Origin of the sequence: Pseudonocardia oceanicola (genome assembly GCF_047200735.1) — a bacterium.
In the GTDB taxonomy this organism is placed as follows: domain Bacteria; phylum Actinomycetota; class Actinomycetes; order Mycobacteriales; family Pseudonocardiaceae; genus Pseudonocardia.
Map to the genome: position 1 here is coordinate 405,284 of NZ_JBJZON010000002.1, position 15,452 is coordinate 420,735.

Consider the following 15,452-nt stretch of genomic DNA (forward strand, 5'->3'; position numbering starts at 1 on the left):
CGTCACTCCGGGTGGGCCCGGTCGATCGCGTCCATCATGGCCCACAGCACGTCGCACTTGAAGGTCAGCGCGGCCACGGCCCGCTCCTGTTCCTCGGGGGTGCGGCAGTGGGTGGTGACCACCTCCAGGGCGTGCTCGGAGTCCCGGGGCGCCTGGTGCAGTCGGTTCCGGAAGTAGGTCAGGCCCTCCCGGTCGATCCACGGGTAGTACCGCTCGAACGCGGCGAGCCGCTCGGCCATCAGGTCCGGGGCGAAGAGCTCGGTCAGCGACGACGCCACGGCCTCCACCCAGGGCCGCGTGCGCGCGAACGTCACGTAGGCGTCGACGGCGAACCGCACGCCGGGGACCAGGTGCCGACGGTCCTGGAGTTCCTCGCGCGGCAGCCCCGCGGCCTCGCCCAGCCGCAGCCACGCCTCGATGCCACCCTCGTCGCCGGCCGTCCCGTCGTGGTCGACGATGCGGCGGATCCACCGCCGCCGGACCCCCAGGTCGGGACAGTTGGCGAGGATGGCCGCGTCCTTGCGGGGGATGTTCTCCTGGTAGTAGAAGCGGTTGGCCACCCAGCCACGGATCTGCCGGGGGCTCAGCAGGCCGGCGTTCATCCGCACGTGGAACGGGTGCCGGTCGTGGTACTGCCGTGACCGCGCCCGCAGCGCGTCGACGAACTCCTCCGTCCCCGCGCTCGTCCCGATCGTTCCGGCCGTCATGGCACCCCCTAGACCTCCACCTCGAGGCCGTCCGTGGCGATCTCCATCCCGCGCCGTTCGACCGCCCGGCGTTCCGGCGAGTCGTCCAGCAGCACGGGATTGGTGTTGTTCAGGTGGACGTAGACCGTGCGGCCGACGTCCAGGCCCGCGACCTGCTCGAGGCTCCCGCCGGGGCCGTCCATCGGCAGGTGGCCCATGTCGCGGGAGGTCTTCGACGCGAGGCCGAGCCGGGCCATCTCGTCGTCGGTCCAGCAGGTGCCGTCGAGGAGCAGGCAGGCGCACCCCTGCAGTTCCGAGCGGACCGCCGGGGTGAGTTCCTGCACCCCGGGCAGGTACACCGCGGCCCGACCGGTGCGGGTGTCCGTCAACCGGTACCCGACGACGCGGCCCTCCGACCGGCCGGCCCCGAAGCGCTGCTTCTTGCTCGTGGGGACGTCGAAGGCGCGGTAGGACAGCCCCGCACCCAGGTCCACCTCGGCGGTGGGGACGACCGGGTGCCAGTCGACCGCGCAGTAGCGCTCCAGGGTCCTGAGCAGCGCGGTCCCCTCGCACAGGGTCTCGCGCACCGCCTCCGTGGCGTGCAGCGCGAGCGGCCCGCCCTCGCGCAGCAGCAGGAGCCCGAGCGTGTGGTCGAGCTCGGCGTCGGTGAGCAGCACCGCCCGCACCGGCGTCGCCCGGCCCGCGCGCGGGTGCAGGGCCGGGAAGGCCTCGATCTGCAGCCGGACGTCCGGCGAGGCGTTGAGCAGGAACCAGCTGCGCCGGTCGGCGCTCACCGCGACCGAAGACTGGGTGCGCGGGGTGCAGGGCCGGGTCCCGTCACGGACCGCCCGGCAGCCCGGGCAGTCGCAGTTCCACTGGGGAAACCCGCCACCGGCGGCCGATCCGAGCACCCGCAGCCACATCCGCACAGCTCCCCCCGGAGCGGGGAGGGCGCCGGACCCGGGGCCCGGCGCACCTCCCACCTCCTCCTGCTTCAGTCCTCCCACCGGGCGACGTACATCGTCACCTCGGGGGCGACCCCGATCTCGTCGAACTCCGGTGGCTCCCACACGGCGAGCTGGGACTCCATGGACTCACCTCCCCTCTGCGCGAACTGCGGGGACCCGTCCGGCTCCGGTCAGGTCCGGACTACGGGTTCGGGACGGCGTCCTCCGGCAGGGCGAAGACCATGAGGGCGCTGCCGTGACCGGCGCCGAGCATGCCGGGCAGGAAGCCCTCGGCCCAGCCGCCCCAGCCGACCGGCACGACGACGTACTGCCGGCCGTCCACCATGTAGGTGCTCGGGCTGCTGTGGTGGCCGCTGCCGCACTGGAACTTCCACAGCTCGTCGCCGGTGCGGGCGTCGAGCGCGTAGAACTCCCCGGAGGGCGTTCCGGCGAAGACCAGGTCGCCGCCCGTGGCCAGGACCGACGCGCACATCGGGAGGTCGTTGCGCCAGCGCCACTTCTCCTCGCCGTTCGCGTCGAAGGCGCTGACGTAGCCGGTCATGTCCTCGATGTCGACCTGCACGCCCGCACCCCAGTAGGGGATGCTCTCCTTGAACTCGCGGCGACGCCGGGTGGCGGTGGCGCCGACGTCCTGGATCGGCACGTAGAACAGTTCGGTGCGGGGGCTGTAGGCCGCGTGCGTCCACTCCTTCGCACCCGCCGGGCCCGGGTAGAAGTGGACCGGTTCACCCTCCTTGTCGGGGTACCTCGCGGGCGTCACCTTGCCGTCGCGGGTGATGTTGCCCCAGTCGATCCGGTCCACGAAGGGGGTGATCTGCACGAGCTCGCCGTTGGTGCGGTCGACGACGAAGAAGTACCCGTTCTTGTCGAAGTGCCCGAGCAGCTTGCGCCCGTCCGAGTCGAACAGGATGCACTCGGCGATGCTGTCGTAGTCCCACACGTCGTGTGGCGTGCACTGGTAGTGCCACCGGATCTGCCCGCTGTCCGCGTCGATCGCGACGATGCTGTCCGTGAAGAGGTTGTCGCCCTCGCGGACCTCGCCGTCGAAGTCCGGTGCGGGGTTGCCGGTCCCCCAGTACAGCAGGTTCGTCTCGGGGTCGAAGGTGCCGGTCAGCCAGCAGTTCGCGCCGCCGCGCGCCCAGGCCTGCCCGTCCGACGGCCAGGTCTCGGAACCCGGTTCCCCGGGCTTCGGCACGGTGTAGCAGCGCCACACGTGCTCCCCGGTGTCGAGCTCGAAGGCGTCCAGGTGGCCCCGCACGCCGAACTCGCCGCCGGAGCTGCCCACGATGACCATGTTCTTGACGACCAGCGGGGCGCACGTCGCGCTCTCGCCGGCCCGCACGTCGCCGTAGGTCTTGTCCCAGACCTTCTTGCCGGTGGTGGCGTCGAGCGCGATCACGTGGGCGTTCGGGGTGACCGCGAAGACCTTCCCCTTGGCCACGGCGACCCCGCGGTTGACGTTGCCGCAGCACAGCGACACGTCGAACGGGGTCGCGTGCTTGTACCGCCAGATCTCGGTGCCCGTCTTCGCATCGAGGGCCCACACCCAGCCGTCCCAGCCGGAGACGAACATGACCCCGTCCACGACGAGCGGGCAGGCCTCGAAGGCGTAGGTGGACGCGCCGGCGATCATGCCGCTCGTCCCGGACTGGAACACCCAGGCGGGACCGATCCGCTTGACGTTCTCCGTGGTGATCTGGTCCAGCGGGCTGAACCGCTGGCCGTCGTAGGCGCCGTAGTAGGTGAGCCAGTTCTGCGGCTCGGACCGGGCCTCCAGGATGCGCTCGTAGGTGACGCCCTCGACGACCGGCGGCGCTGTGCCGTGCTTGCCGCTCAGTTCGCCCTGGTCGATGGCCTCGCCGGCGTCGACGTACTCGACGGTCATGGTCTGCTCCTTCCTACGGCCGGGGCTGCTCGGGCCGGTCCAGGCGGGCTTCGGGCGGGACGTCGCCGAGTACCACGATGGCGCCGGTCAGCCCCCGGCCCTCGTCGTTGCCGGTGGGCGAGCTGAACCAGTAGTAGCCGGGCCCGTCGAGATTGAGGGTGGCCCGCCCGCGTGAATGGTTCACCAACCAGATGAACTTCCGGTCGCCATTGCTGGGGAACAGTGCGCAGTGCGTGTTGAGGTCGTCGTTGAAGATTTCGATTTCGAGATCGCCGCCGTGCGGCATGACGATGACCGAGGGGTCCCAGCAGAGCTCGTCGGGATTGATCCGGAGCCGGGTGTGCATGGTGCCGTCCTCGCGCTCCTTGGCCTGCTCGACGTTGCCGGTCGCGATGACACGGCCGATGGGCCCCTTGTTCTGATGGTCCAACCCCAGCTTGTGCAGCAGTTCGGCCCGTTCCTGGGCGGTGCTGGTCGTCATCGGCCTCGCCTCCTGATCCGCGACTCACGCGTGTTGATCCGGCCGCACCCCCGGCCACCCGCGCCTCGGACCCGGCGGCCCGTGCCTCGTCCCGGGTACGACGACGAGCCCGGTGGTCACGGGCAGCGGTCGCTGTCGGTCGTCTCGAAAGCCGTTCGGAGAAGTGCACGACGAACGGTGGGGTACAGCGGCCGCCGACGTGGTCGGGCGCCGCCCCTATCCGTTCTCCGGAGGAGGAGAAGACTACGCTCGGCAAAAAGCGTGAGCAAGGTCACGGTCGATTCTTCGGGGCGGGTTCGCCGTTCGTTCGGCGGAAGCTACCGTTCCCCCGCGGTCCGGTGCCGCCGGGAGATCGTTCCGGTTGCCCGTGCTCAGATTCCCAGCGCCCGCCGCACGGCCGAGGCATTGCGCCGGGAAACCGGTACGCGATCGCTCGTCCGGTTGTCCAGGACGAGCGACAGCTCGCCCTTGCAGCCCCGGTCGACCTCCCGGACGCGCTCGAGGTTGACCAGGTAGCGGCGGTGCACCCGCAGGAACCCCGCGTCCGCCAGTTCGTCGTCGAGCCGGTCCAGGCCCGTCGAGGCGGCGCGCAGCCGCCCCTCGTCCGTCGACAGCCACACCTCGTTGCCGTCCGCCTCGGCGAGGTGGACCTCCGACGGGCGCAGGAGTACCAGCCGGTCCCCGCGCTGCGCGACGAGCCGGCGTGGGGTCCTCCGCGACCGGACGGGCGCCTCGGCCTCGGCGAGCGGTTCCCCGTCGGCGGTGCCGAAGGCGAGCAGGCTCCCGACCATCCGCCCCGAGACGAAGACCGGGTGGACGCTGACCGGTGTCGGCTCCTGCACCAGGTGGGTGAAGACTCGGGTGGAACCGACCCACTCCCGGTTGTGCTCCGCCTGCCGGTTGGCGTACCGGGCGATCCCGATCAGGTCGGGCAGCCCGGGGTTCCATCGCACCGTCGGGTCGATCGCCGGGGTGGCCGCCGGGACGCCCATGAGCACGCTCGCCGTCTCGTCGGCGATCACCACCTTGCCCGCGGTGTCCATCGCGGCGAGCGCCGCGCCGGGGCGGGAGCGGGCCTGGGTGTAGGCGGCGACCAGCGCGGTCCCGCTGTCGCGGGCGCGGCTGCGCAACGTGCGCCGGGTCGTGGCGACGGCGTGCGAGAGCCACCCGCCCGTGGACTCCGGGAGTGCGGTGCGCCAACAGGAGATGTTCAGGACCGCGATCGGGTCCCGGGTCACCACGTCCCGCACCGCGATGCCGGCGCACACCCAGTTGTGGAAGGCCTGGCACCAGTGTTCGGCGCCGCGGACCAGGACCGGCCCGTGGGCCTCCAGCGCCGTGCCCATGCCGTTCGTGCCCGCCGCGTACTCCGACCAGCAGTACCACGGGGCCAGGTTGGAGCCCGACGCCCTGGCCCGCGTGGTGTGGTCGCCCCAGGCGGCGAGGATCCGGCCGGTGGCGTCGGTGACGGTCACGATCCCGCTGAGGTTCTCGACGTCCTGGGCGACGGACGCGGCCAGGCCCCCCAGCTCGGCGAAGACGACGTCGTGCTCGAGGGTGTGGTCGATCTGCTCGACGGCGACCGGGGCGGCGCGCAGGAGCGGGTCCACGCGGTACTGCTCCCGGCAGCGCTGCCAGGACACCACCACCTCGGGGCGCACCCCGGGGACGCTGTCCTCGCCCTGCACGAACCGTTCCCACGCCGCGAACACCGTGTCCCGGTACGGGGTCGCGGCCGTGGGCCCGAGCCGATGTACGTCGTTCATGAGAGACCACTCGTCGTTGAGCGCTGCCAGGCGAGACCCACTGTAGGGACCGGCGGCCCCGCGTGGCAGCCGACGAAAGGGCCCCCGGGACGCGCGCGGCGTCCCGGGGGCCCTGCGGTGGTGGTGCCCGGGCCGGCCGGCCCGCGCAGTGGGGGTGGAGCGGGATCAGACCAGGTCGTACCGGTCCGCGTCCATGACCTTGGCCCAGGCGGCGACGAAGTCGCGGACGAACTTCTCCTTCGCGTCGTCGCTCGCATAGACCTCGGCGACCGCCCGCAGCTCCGAGTTCGAGCCGAACACCAGGTCGGCGCGGGTGCCGGTCCACCTGACGTCCCCGCCCGAGCGCGGGCGCGCCTCGAACAGGTCGTCGTCCCCGGCCACCGACGTCCACTCGACGTCCATGTCGAGCAGGTTGGTGAAGAAGTCGTTGGTCAGCGTGCCGACCTCGTCGGTCAGCACGCCGGCCTTCGAGCCGCCGGTGTTCGCGCCGAGCACCCGCAGGCCGCCGACCAGCACCGTCATCTCCGGCGCGGACAGGCCGAGCAGGTTCGCCCGGTCGACGAGCAGGTACTCGGCCGGCAGGCGCTGCCCCTTGCCGCGGTGGTTGCGGAAGCCGTCGTGGGTGGGCTCCAGGTGGGCGAAGGACTCGACGTCCGTCTGCTCCTGGGTCGCGTCCGTCCGGCCCGGGGTGAAGGGCACCTCGACCGGCGTGCCGGCGTCCTTCGCGGCCTTCTCCACCGCGGCGACCCCGCCGAGCACCACGAGGTCGGCGAAGGAGACGGTGCCGCCGAACGCGGACCGCACGCTCTCCAGCGCGCGGATGACCTGGGCGAGCTCCTCCGGGTCGTTGACCTCCCAGCCGCGCTGCGGCTCGAGGCGGATGCGGCCGCCGTTGGCGCCGCCCCGCTTGTCGCTGCTCCGGAACGAGGACGCGGCGGCCCAGGCCGCGGCGACCAGCTGCGGGACCGACAGCCCCGTCCCCAGGATCCGGGCCTTGAGGTCGGCCACGTCCGCGTCCGACAGGGTGTAGTCGCCGCGGGCCGGGATCGGGTCCTGCCAGAGCAGCTCCTCCTGCGGCACCAGCGGGCCGAGGTAGCGCTGGATCGGGCCCATGTCGCGGTGGGTCAGCTTGTACCAGGCGCGGGCGAAGGCGTCGGCGAACTCGTCGGGGTTCTCGTGGAACCGGCGCGAGATCGGCTCGTAGATCGGGTCGAACCGCAGCGAGAGGTCCGTGGTCAGCATGGTCGGCCTGCGGGCCGGCTCGTTCGTCTCCGGGTCCGGGATGACGTTCCCGGCGTCCTTCGCCACCCACTGCCAGGCACCGGCGGGGCTCTTCTCGAGCTCCCACACGTAGCCGAAGAGGTTGTCGAAGAACCCGTTGCTCCACTGCGTCGGGGTGGAGGTCCAGGTGACCTCGAGGCCGGAGGTGATGGTGTCGCGGCCCTTGCCCGTGCCGAAGCCCTGCTTCCAGCCCAGGCCCTGCTCCTCGATCGGGGCGCCCTCCGGCTCGGGGCCGACGTTGTCGTCCACGTCCGGGTTCGCGGCGCCGTGGGTCTTGCCGAAGGTGTGGCCACCGGCGATGAGGGCGACGGTCTCCTCGTCGTTCATCGCCATCCGGCCGAAGGTCTCGCGGATGTCGCGGGCCGCGGCGACCGGGTCCGGTTGGGCGTTCGGCCCCTCCGGGTTGACGTAGATCAGGCCCATCTGGACGGCGCCGAGCGGTCGCTCGAGCTCGCGGTCGCCGGTGTAGCGCTCGTCGCCGAGCCAGGTCCGCTCCGGTCCCCAGTAGACGTCCTCGTCCGGCTCCCAGACGTCCGCGCGGCCGCCGGCGAAGCCGAAGGTCGCAAGCCCCATGGTATCCAGGGCACGGTTGCCCGTGAAGATCATGAGGTCGGCCCAGGAGACCTTCCTGCCCCACTTCTTCTTGACCGGCCACAGCAGGCGGCGGGCCTTGTCCAGGTTGCCGTTGTCCGGCCAGCTGTTCAGCGGCGCGAACCGCTGCATGCCGGCGCCCGCGCCGCCGCGGCCGTCCTCGACCCGGTAGGTGCCGGCGCTGTGCCACGCCATGCGGATCATGAACGGGCCGTAGTGACCGAAGTCCGCCGGCCACCAGTCCTTCGAGTCGGTCAGGACGGCGTCGACGTCCCGGGCCAGCTCGTCCAGGTCGACCGTCGCGAACTCCGCGGCGTAGTCGAAGTCCGGACCCATCGGATCGGCGGCGGGCGCGTGCTTGCGGAGGATCTTCAGGTTGAGCTGCTGCGGCCACCAGTCGGTGTTGCCGGCGCCCTCGGTCGGGTGCCCGAGGCGACCGGCGTGCACCGGACAGCCGGCGGCCTCCTCCGTCTGCATCTGCTTCTCGACCGTGGTGTGGTCGTCGGACAGCGACACTGCGATCCTCCTGCGCTCGGGGGCGTGCGTGGTGGGCGTGCGGCGGGCCGGGACCCGGGGGCAGCGGGGCTGCAGGACCGGCACCACGTGGCGGTGGCGTCGCCGGCCCGGGCCCCCGCCCGGCACGCCGCGGAGTCTGGTGCAGTTTCTGGAACCGATCAAGAATGTGTCGCAGTCTGAGACCGCGCGACCCGTTCCGCGAGAGCTCCCAGGGCGGCGAAGCCGCGGGCCATGCCCTCGGTCATCACCTCCAGGTCGTCGACCGCGGCGTCGGCGTTCACCGAGACCGCCACCTCGCCCGTGTAGGACAGCGCCGCGACCGACAACGCCACCCCGGGACTCAGCGGTGCGATCGGGGCCGCGCTGAGCAGCCGGGCACCGGCCAGCCACAGCGGTGCCGAGGGCCCGCTCACGTCGGTGACGGCAAGGGTCACCCGCCGGCTGCCGACGCGCCGCGCCCGGCGCAGCACCCACCGCGCGAGGGGGAGGGGCAGGCGGAGGTCGGCGACGTCCTCGGCGCCGGCGCGCAGCCGGGCCTTGCCCGCGGAGGTGGCCCCGTGGATCAGCGCGAGCCGGCGTGCCGGGTCCGGCTCCCCGACGGGCAGGCCGACGACGAGCATCCGCCCCACCTGCCGGTCGGCCCGGCCGAGGGTGGCCGGGACCATCGCCCGCAGGACCAGCCCGGAGGGGTCCTCGCCCCGCGCGGTCAGCAGCTCGTGCAGACCTGCCGTGACGGCGGCGAGGACCAGGTCGTTCACCGTGGCTCCGAGCCCGTGTCCGCAGCGTCGCAGTTCCGGCAGGGATTCGCGGACGATCCGCAGCCTGCGGCCCGGCCCGACGTGCCGGGGCAGCGAGGTGACCGGCTCCGGCCCGGCGAAGTCCGCCGCGGCGGCCCGCACCTGCCGCAGGCCGTGCAGGCCGGTGGGCCGCGGTCCGGCCGAGCGCCGCCGGGCCCTCCGCAGGGCCGCGGCGGCCTCGCGCCGCCGCTCGTGCCGGAGCTGCCGGTGCGACGGGAGCGGCGGCGCCGCCGGTGGGGCGGCGGGGACCACCGTCTCGGGACGGGGGTCGAACAGGGTGCCGGCCAGCGCCACGCCGGCCGCTCCGTCGACGAGGACGTGTGACATCACCAGGAGCACCGCCGGCTGTCCCCCGGGGAGCCCGCCGACGATCTCGGCGCGCCACAAGGGCCGGTCCGGGTCCAGCGGCCGCGCCGCCCGGGTCGCCGCCCAGCTCGGCAGGTCGGTCCCGGCCGGCAGGCTCGTCACCCCGACATGGTCGAGCGGGGCGAACGCCGGGTCCTCGGCCCAGAAAGGCCGGCCCTCGCCGGGCCGGGTCCGCACGACCCGGCGCCGCAGCGTCGTGACCCTCCCGGCCCGCGCGGCCAGTTCCGTCCGGACCCGCTCCAGGTCGACCGGGCCATCGGCCCGCCGGAACGGCCCGGCCTCGAGGACGGCGAGCAGCCCGATCTGCATCGGGGCGTCGCCGCCGAACCACGTGTACATCAGCTCGTCGAGCCGGAGCCTCGTCACCACGGCCCGCAGCCTCGTGCACGCGACCGGCCCCGGACAGGGGCCAAGGCCACGGTGCGCGAGGGTCGAGCGGCGGGCAGGTCGGCCGGGGTCAGGAGCTCTCGTGGACGGTGATCGCCCCCGTGGGGCAGACGTCGGCGGCCTCGCGCACCGCGGGGTGCACGGCGGTGTCGGGCTCGGCCTCCAGCAACACGACGATCCCGTCGTCCTCGCGCTGGTCGAACACGTCCGGTGCGAGCATCACGCACTGCCCGGCGCCGCAGCAGCGGTCCCCGTCGACGCTCACCTTCATGCTCGTTCTCCTTCCGTGGGGGCGGACGCCGAGACCGGGGCGAGCCAGAGGCCGACGATCGCGTCGACCAGGCCCGTGGCGGTCGCGTCCCAGGTGGTCCGGGGGGTGGGGGCACCCTCGGCGAGGGCGCGCTCGCGCTCGGCGCACACGTGCACCATGAGCAACCGCGTCATGTCGCCGCGCTCGAGGCGGACCTCCGCGGGCAGGTCGGGCAGGCAGCGGTTGAGTCCCTCGACCGTCGCGACCAGCGCGGGGGAGCCCAGTGACTCCGCCGTGACGATCTCGCGGTAGCCGGGCTCGGTCGTGAGCTGCGCGTGGAACCGCGCGAACCAGGTGGGGGCGCCGAGGGCATCGAGGTACCCGGTCAGCGGCCGGACCAGGCAGTCGACCCAGGCCCGGACGTCCGGCGAGCCCTCGGTGGCGGCGAGGGCCTCGGCGCGCAGGCCCTCGACCCGGGAGGTGTGCCGGCGCACCACCGCGCGGACCAGGTCCTCCTTGGCCCCGAAGTGGTAGCCGACGACGGCCGTGTTGCCCTGCCCGGCCGCCTCGCCGATCTGCCGGTTCGACACCGCCGCCACGCCGCGCTCGGCGAACAACCGCTCGGCCGCGTCGAGGATCAGGGTCCGCGTGAGCTCGGCGCGGCCGGTCCGGGGCGAGGTCACCACCGCACCGGGAGCTCGCGGAGCCCGCCGACGGCCAGGCCCTCGACCCGCTGCAGCTCCTCGACCGGGACGGCGAGCTCCAGGCCGGGCAGCCGGCGGAGCAACACCTCGAGGGTGACCTGCAGCTCGGTGCGGGCCAGCGCCTGGCCGAGGCAGGAGTGGGGGCCGGAGCCGAAGCTCAGGTGCGGGTTGGGCGAGCGGGTCAGGTCCATCTCCTCCGCGCCGTCGAACGCGCCGGCGTCGCGGTTCGCGGCGCCCATGCTGCACATGACCGTGGTGCCGGCGGGCAGTGCGCCGCTCGCGAGCTCGGCGTCCTCGGCGATGTAGCGGGGCATGCCGATGCCCGGGTTGGCGTCGAAGCGCAGCGCCTCCTCGACGGCGGTGCGCACCAGCGACGGGTCGGCCAGCAGCTGCTCCCAGCGGCCGCGGTCCGCGAGCAGCATCGCGACCATCTTGCCGATCATGTTCGTGGTGGTCTCGTGCCCGGCGACGAGCAGGCCCTGCCCGGTGCCGACGAGCTGGGCGTCGGTGAGCAGGGTGCCGTCCGCCATGGGCTCGGTGGTCAGCTCGCTGAGCAGGTCGTCGCCGGGCCGCTCGCGCGTAACGCGGACGTGGGCCTGCATGTAGCCGAGGAACTCGGTCTGCGCCGCGACGATCTCCTCCCGGGTGTATCGGGTGAGGTTGAGCAGTGTGTCCGACCAGTAGGAGAACTTGTCGCGGTCGGAGTCCGGCACGCCGAGCATGGTGCAGATGACCCAGACCGGCAGCGGGAAGCCGAGCGCCGCCTTGAGGTCCGCCGGCTGCCCGTGGGCCTGCATGTCGTCGATCAGCGAGTCGGCCATGCCCTCGATGCGGGGCCGGAGGGCGGTCATCCGCCTGGCCGTGAACCAGCGCATGACGAGGCGCCGCCACTGCTGGTGCGGCGGGCCGGTCTGCGGCAGCACGCTCGCCATGTCGCTGTCGAACACGCCGCCCGACTCGGAGATCCGCGCGCCCTGCCCGCCGCCGACACGGGGGAAGCGGGGATCGGAGAGCACCTGCTTGACGTCGTCGTAACGGGTGAGCAGCTGCGCGTGGTCGCCGCTGGGCAGGGTCACCGTGGCGACCGGACAGCGCTCGCGCAGCGCGGCCCACTCCTTCGGCGGCTCGAGCGGGTCCGGTGCGGGCAGTGGGTAGTGCAGCTCGTCGGTGTCGGGAACGGTCACGGAGCGGTCCTTCCGGTGGTGGGCGGTCGGTGCGACCCAGCCTAAATCAACCGCTTGATTGAGTCACGACGTGGAAGGTCACGCGCGCGGCGGGAACTCCGGCGCCCTGCCGCACGCCGCGTCCCGGCGGCCGTCAGTCGAACAGGTCCGGATCGGTCCGGACGACGTCGTCCCACAGCGGCTGGAAGGCGAACCAGCCGGCGTAGTGCCCGCCGGTCTGCTCGCGCGTGAAGCGCGCGTTGGCCGGGTCGACGAGCGTCGGCGTGCCGGCGGCCTCGGCCAGCAGTTGCGCCTGGCAGTTCCGCTCCGTGCTGATGAACCACCACGCCGCCTCGGCGACCGTCCGCCCCACGGTGAAGATCCCGTGGTTGCGGTGGAAGCACATGCTGTTGTCGCCGAGACCCGCGGCGAGCAGCCGCGCCGCCTCCTCGTCGACGACGACCGCGCCCGCGCCCTCGGTGACCACCGAGTGGTTCTCGTACAGTGCGCAGGCGTCCTGGGTGATCGGGTCGAGCAGCCGGCCGAGCGAGGACCAGGCCTTGCCGTGGACCGAGTGCGCGTGGCAGGCGGCGACGACGTCGGGCCGGGCCCGGTGGATGGCCGAGTGGATCACGAAACCGGCGCGGTTCACCGGCTTGTTCCCGTACCGGACGACGCCGGTGTGGTCGACCAGGATCAGGTCCGAGACGCGGATGTGCCGGAAGGACATGCCGAAGGGGTTGACCCAGAACATGTCCGGGTGCTCGGGGTCGCGCACCGTGATGTGCCCGGCGACACCCTCGCCGAAGCCGAACCGGCCGAAGACCCGGAACGCGCCGGCGAGCTGCTGTGTCCGGTGGAGCCGCTCCTCCTCGACGGTCGCGAACTCGGGTGGCCGCGGCAGGGCGATGCCCTCCTGGGTGGGCTCGAAGGCGGGCATGTCCCCGGCAGTGCCGGATGCCGCGGGGTCGGGGGCGCCGATGGGTGCGGGCGTCGTCGGTGCGGCCATCCTCCGACGGTGCGCCTCGCCACACCGGCCGTCAACGGGTGGGTTACGGGCGTGGTGCCCGCCCGTCCGGGGCGACGTCGGAGAGCCGCGCACGACCTTCGCCACCGGCCGGTCGGCGGCGGTCTCGAGCTCGACGGCCGGATGGAAACGCGGCGGGCGCGCCGCGCGGTCCCGCCCCGGCAGCACCGGACGAGCGGGCACCCGGGCCGCCGCACCTCCGGTGGAACGTTCCCGGTGCGAAGATCACGGCATGGCACCCGCGCCGATCCAGGACGTCCCGATCGCGACCGAGCCGATCCGGCTCGGGCAGTTCCTCAAGCTCTCCGGGCTCGCCGAAGACGGCGTGCACGCCCGCGAGCTGGTCGAGGCCGGTGAGGTCATGGTCGACGGCCGGACGGAGACCCGCCGCGGCGCGCAGCTGTACCGCGGGCAGGTCGTCGCGGTGCACGGGCGGCGGGCGCGGCCGGTGGGGTGAGCGTGGTGCGGACGACGGCTACCAGGCCAGCGCCTGGTGCAGCCGCTCCTCCATGACCGGGGACAGCGAGTTCATGTACGTGGCCGACACGTGGTTGAAGTCCATGTACACGAGCACGTTCCCGATCTCCGCCGGGCACAGCGCCTCGAGGCACAGGTGGTCCGAGAAGTCGAGGAAGGTGACGTTCGGCGGCACGTCCGGGGCCAGCTCGTAGGGCGGGATCGGCCCGTAGACGTCGGCACGCGGCAGGCCGCACTCCGGCGCCCCGCGGCCGCGCTGCTGCAGGCAGTCCGGCGGGCTGAAGCCGGGCTCGAAGCGCGGGTTGTCCCGCACGGCGATCACCGGGATGCCGAGCTCGTCCAACCGCTGCCAGGCCGCGACGAAACCGGGCGGGGTGACCTCGGTGAGTCCGGCTCGGACGTCCCGGCTGGCGAGGGTGAACACGGCGTCGGGACGCAGGTCGGCGATCTCCTCCAGCACCGCGGCGTTCCAGTCGACGCAGTCCTGGCTGCCCGGGTCCACCTCGGACGCGGTCGAGAAGGGACAGGCCCCCTTCAGCATGTCGATCAGCTCCCAGTTGTTCCGCTGCGCGACCGGGGCGAGCGCGGCGGTGTACTGCTGGGAGTGCGAGTCGCCGACGACGACGATCCGCCTGTCCGGCGGCACCGCCGGTTCCGGCCGGGGCGAGGTGCAGGCCTCCGTGGAGGGGTGACGGGGCATCGGGCCGCAGGCCCAGCCGGTGAACTGGTAGAAGTCGTCCGGGGCCGCGACCATCGGTGGGACGAGCCCGACCGACGGGTCGACGTCGTCGACCGAGCCCGTGTGCAGCGCCATGGCGCCGGGGTGCTGGGGGTCGCCGACGAGCGCGGTCTCGCGTGCCCGGCTTGCGGCCTCGAACTGCCAGATCCCGCCGGCGAGCAGGACCAGCGCGAGCCCGGCGGCCGCACCCCGCCAGCGGGCGCGGTCCGTGAGCGGCGCGCGCCGGATCGGTTCCTCGACGAGGTGGTGCGTGAGCGCCGCGAGCACCAGCGACACGGCCACGACGGCCAGCCCGGCGCGCAACCCGACGGCCTCCTGGTCGCGCACGACCAGGTAGAGGATCAGCACGGGCCAGTGCCAGAGGTAGAGCGAGTAGCTCAGGTCGCCGAGGTACTTCGCCGGCCGGGACGCCAGGAGCCGGTCCGCCCCCACCCGGCTGCCGGTCATGCCGGCGATCAGCACCAGGCACGCGGCCCCGGTCGGCCACAGGGCCGCGACGCCGGGGAAGACGGCGTCGACCCGCAGCAGCGCGCCGCACGCGACCAGCCCGACGACGCCGAGCCAGCCGAGCCCGATCCGCCAGCGGCGCGGCAGGACGATCGTGTCGATCGTCAGCGCCAGCAGGCCGCCGAGGGCGAACTCCCACACCCGGGTCAGTGAGTGGAAGTAGGCGAGGGGCTGGTCGGTGATCGTGAGGGCGATCGAGAAGGTCAGCGAGGCGGCGAACAGCCCGCCGAGGGTGAGCAGCAGGTACGTGCGCAGCCGCTCCCGGGCCTGCCCGGCGGCCAGCGCCACCACCGCGATCAGCAGTGGCCAGACGACGTAGAACTGGACCTGGATGGACAGCGACCAGAAGTGCTGGACGATGCTCTGGGTGTTGTGCTGGGCCGCGTAGTCCACCGAGTCCGCGGCCAACCGCCAGTTCTCCACGAACACCGCCGAGGCGAAGAGCTCGTGCAGCGTCTGCTGCCAGCGGGCCTCCGGCAGCAGCAGGGCTCCGGCGACCGCGCAGGAGATCAGGACGGTGAACGCCGCCGGCAGCAGCCGCGCGGCCTGACGCGCCCACATCGGCCGGAAGCGGAGCCGGCCGCGGGAGGCGCCGCGGAACAGCTGTCCGGTGATCAGGAAACCGGAGATCACGAAGAAGACGTCGACGCCGCCGGAGACGCGTCCGAACCAGGCGTGGTAGGCGACGACGAGGAGGACCGCGAGCGCCCGCAGCCCCTGCAGCTCGGGGCGGAACCGGCGGGCTCGCTCCGTGGTCGGAGTGGCCGGGGTGGGCGGGGTGGTCGGGACCTGCGGGAGGGGCTCGGAGGCGGGATCGGCGGGCTCGGGCCGCATCGCTGTCATCCGGTCCCTCCGCTGCCG

At 73.2% G+C, this 15,452-nt stretch carries 14 protein-coding genes; 1 reads left to right on the forward strand and 13 read right to left on the reverse strand.

The annotated features are described in order from the left end of the window. Window positions 1-2 precede the first annotated feature (2 nt). The 12 genes from pqqC to ACL02T_RS06220 form a co-directional block, all read right to left on the reverse strand. Window positions 3-707, reverse strand: a complete 705-nt coding sequence (gene pqqC / locus ACL02T_RS06165) for a pyrroloquinoline-quinone synthase PqqC (RefSeq protein WP_412829678.1) — start codon at window positions 705-707, stop codon at window positions 3-5. Window positions 708-715: 8 nt separating this feature from the next. Next, window positions 716-1,609 carry a pyrroloquinoline quinone biosynthesis protein PqqB gene (pqqB, locus tag ACL02T_RS06170; protein WP_412829679.1) on the reverse strand — a complete coding sequence of 298 codons (894 nt, stop codon included), beginning with the start codon at window positions 1,607-1,609 and terminating at the stop codon, window positions 716-718. Between the two features lie 71 nt (window positions 1,610-1,680). Beyond that, window positions 1,681-1,776: a pyrroloquinoline quinone precursor peptide PqqA gene (gene pqqA, locus ACL02T_RS06175; RefSeq protein WP_345380851.1), complete on the reverse strand. Its 96-nt coding sequence runs from the start codon at window positions 1,774-1,776 to the stop codon at window positions 1,681-1,683. Between the two features lie 59 nt (window positions 1,777-1,835). Continuing rightward, entirely contained in the window at window positions 1,836-3,539 is a 1,704-nt protein-coding gene (locus ACL02T_RS06180; RefSeq protein WP_412829680.1) for a methanol/ethanol family PQQ-dependent dehydrogenase, read from the reverse strand. A 13-nt stretch (window positions 3,540-3,552) separates the two neighbouring features. Next, complete coding sequence (locus ACL02T_RS06185; protein WP_412829681.1) at window positions 3,553-4,020, reverse strand: MSMEG_3727 family PQQ-associated protein; 468 nt, start codon at window positions 4,018-4,020, stop codon at window positions 3,553-3,555. 371 nt (window positions 4,021-4,391) lie between these two features. Continuing rightward, a complete protein-coding gene (locus ACL02T_RS06190; protein ID WP_412829682.1) occupies window positions 4,392-5,786 on the reverse strand; it encodes a DNA-binding protein in 1,395 nt (464 codons plus the stop codon). 165 nt (window positions 5,787-5,951) lie between these two features. After that, window positions 5,952-8,135 (reverse strand): catalase/peroxidase HPI, encoded by a 2,184-nt coding sequence (gene katG, locus ACL02T_RS06195; RefSeq protein WP_412829773.1) that lies wholly within the window; start codon window positions 8,133-8,135, stop codon window positions 5,952-5,954. A gap of 197 nt (window positions 8,136-8,332) precedes the next feature. Beyond that, window positions 8,333-9,706 (reverse strand): wax ester/triacylglycerol synthase domain-containing protein, encoded by a 1,374-nt coding sequence (locus ACL02T_RS06200; RefSeq protein WP_412829683.1) that lies wholly within the window; start codon window positions 9,704-9,706, stop codon window positions 8,333-8,335. Between the two features lie 88 nt (window positions 9,707-9,794). Further along, window positions 9,795-9,995: a ferredoxin gene (locus ACL02T_RS06205; protein WP_412829684.1), complete on the reverse strand. Its 201-nt coding sequence runs from the start codon at window positions 9,993-9,995 to the stop codon at window positions 9,795-9,797. Continuing rightward, entirely contained in the window at window positions 9,992-10,657 is a 666-nt protein-coding gene (locus tag ACL02T_RS06210; RefSeq protein ID WP_412829685.1) for a TetR/AcrR family transcriptional regulator, read from the reverse strand. The genes ACL02T_RS06205 and ACL02T_RS06210 overlap by 4 nt, the downstream gene beginning before the upstream one ends. Next, complete coding sequence (locus tag ACL02T_RS06215) at window positions 10,654-11,862, reverse strand: cytochrome P450 (protein ID WP_412829686.1); 1,209 nt, start codon at window positions 11,860-11,862, stop codon at window positions 10,654-10,656. The genes ACL02T_RS06210 and ACL02T_RS06215 overlap by 4 nt, the downstream gene beginning before the upstream one ends. A 133-nt stretch (window positions 11,863-11,995) precedes the next feature. After that, a complete protein-coding gene (locus tag ACL02T_RS06220; RefSeq protein WP_412829687.1) occupies window positions 11,996-12,850 on the reverse strand; it encodes a class II aldolase/adducin family protein in 855 nt (284 codons plus the stop codon). A 250-nt stretch (window positions 12,851-13,100) separates the two neighbouring features. Here ACL02T_RS06220 and ACL02T_RS06225 point away from each other — a divergent pair, with 250 nt between their 5' ends. After that, window positions 13,101-13,325, forward strand: coding sequence for an RNA-binding S4 domain-containing protein (locus tag ACL02T_RS06225; RefSeq protein ID WP_412829688.1), 225 nt, complete (start codon window positions 13,101-13,103; stop codon window positions 13,323-13,325). 18 nt (window positions 13,326-13,343) lie between these two features. On the opposite strand, the gene ACL02T_RS06230 is transcribed toward ACL02T_RS06225, so the two are convergent. Next, a complete protein-coding gene (locus tag ACL02T_RS06230) occupies window positions 13,344-15,425 on the reverse strand; it encodes an acyltransferase family protein (protein ID WP_412829774.1) in 2,082 nt (693 codons plus the stop codon). Between the last annotated feature and the right edge of the window lie 27 nt (window positions 15,426-15,452).

Excerpts from the sequence above, each read along its gene's own strand:
- ACL02T_RS06180 (WP_412829680.1), bottom strand. The coding sequence starts at position 3,539 with ATGACCGTCGAGTACGTCGACGCCGGCGAGGCCATCGACCAGGGCGAA.
- pqqA (WP_345380851.1), bottom strand. The coding sequence starts at position 1,776 with ATGGAGTCCCAGCTCGCCGTGTGGGAGCCACCGGAGTTCGACGAGATC.
- ACL02T_RS06230 (WP_412829774.1), bottom strand. The coding sequence starts at position 15,425 with ATGCGGCCCGAGCCCGCCGATCCCGCCTCCGAGCCCCTCCCGCAGGTC.
- katG (WP_412829773.1), bottom strand. The coding sequence starts at position 8,135 with ATGCAGACGGAGGAGGCCGCCGGCTGTCCGGTGCACGCCGGTCGCCTC.
- pqqB (WP_412829679.1), bottom strand. The coding sequence starts at position 1,609 with ATGTGGCTGCGGGTGCTCGGATCGGCCGCCGGTGGCGGGTTTCCCCAG.
- ACL02T_RS06205 (WP_412829684.1), bottom strand. The coding sequence starts at position 9,995 with ATGAAGGTGAGCGTCGACGGGGACCGCTGCTGCGGCGCCGGGCAGTGC.
- ACL02T_RS06225 (WP_412829688.1), top strand. The coding sequence starts at position 13,101 with ATGGCACCCGCGCCGATCCAGGACGTCCCGATCGCGACCGAGCCGATC.
- ACL02T_RS06220 (WP_412829687.1), bottom strand. The coding sequence starts at position 12,850 with ATGGCCGCACCGACGACGCCCGCACCCATCGGCGCCCCCGACCCCGCG.
- ACL02T_RS06190 (WP_412829682.1), bottom strand. The coding sequence starts at position 5,786 with ATGAACGACGTACATCGGCTCGGGCCCACGGCCGCGACCCCGTACCGG.
- ACL02T_RS06185 (WP_412829681.1), bottom strand. The coding sequence starts at position 4,020 with ATGACGACCAGCACCGCCCAGGAACGGGCCGAACTGCTGCACAAGCTG.
- pqqC (WP_412829678.1), bottom strand. The coding sequence starts at position 707 with ATGACGGCCGGAACGATCGGGACGAGCGCGGGGACGGAGGAGTTCGTC.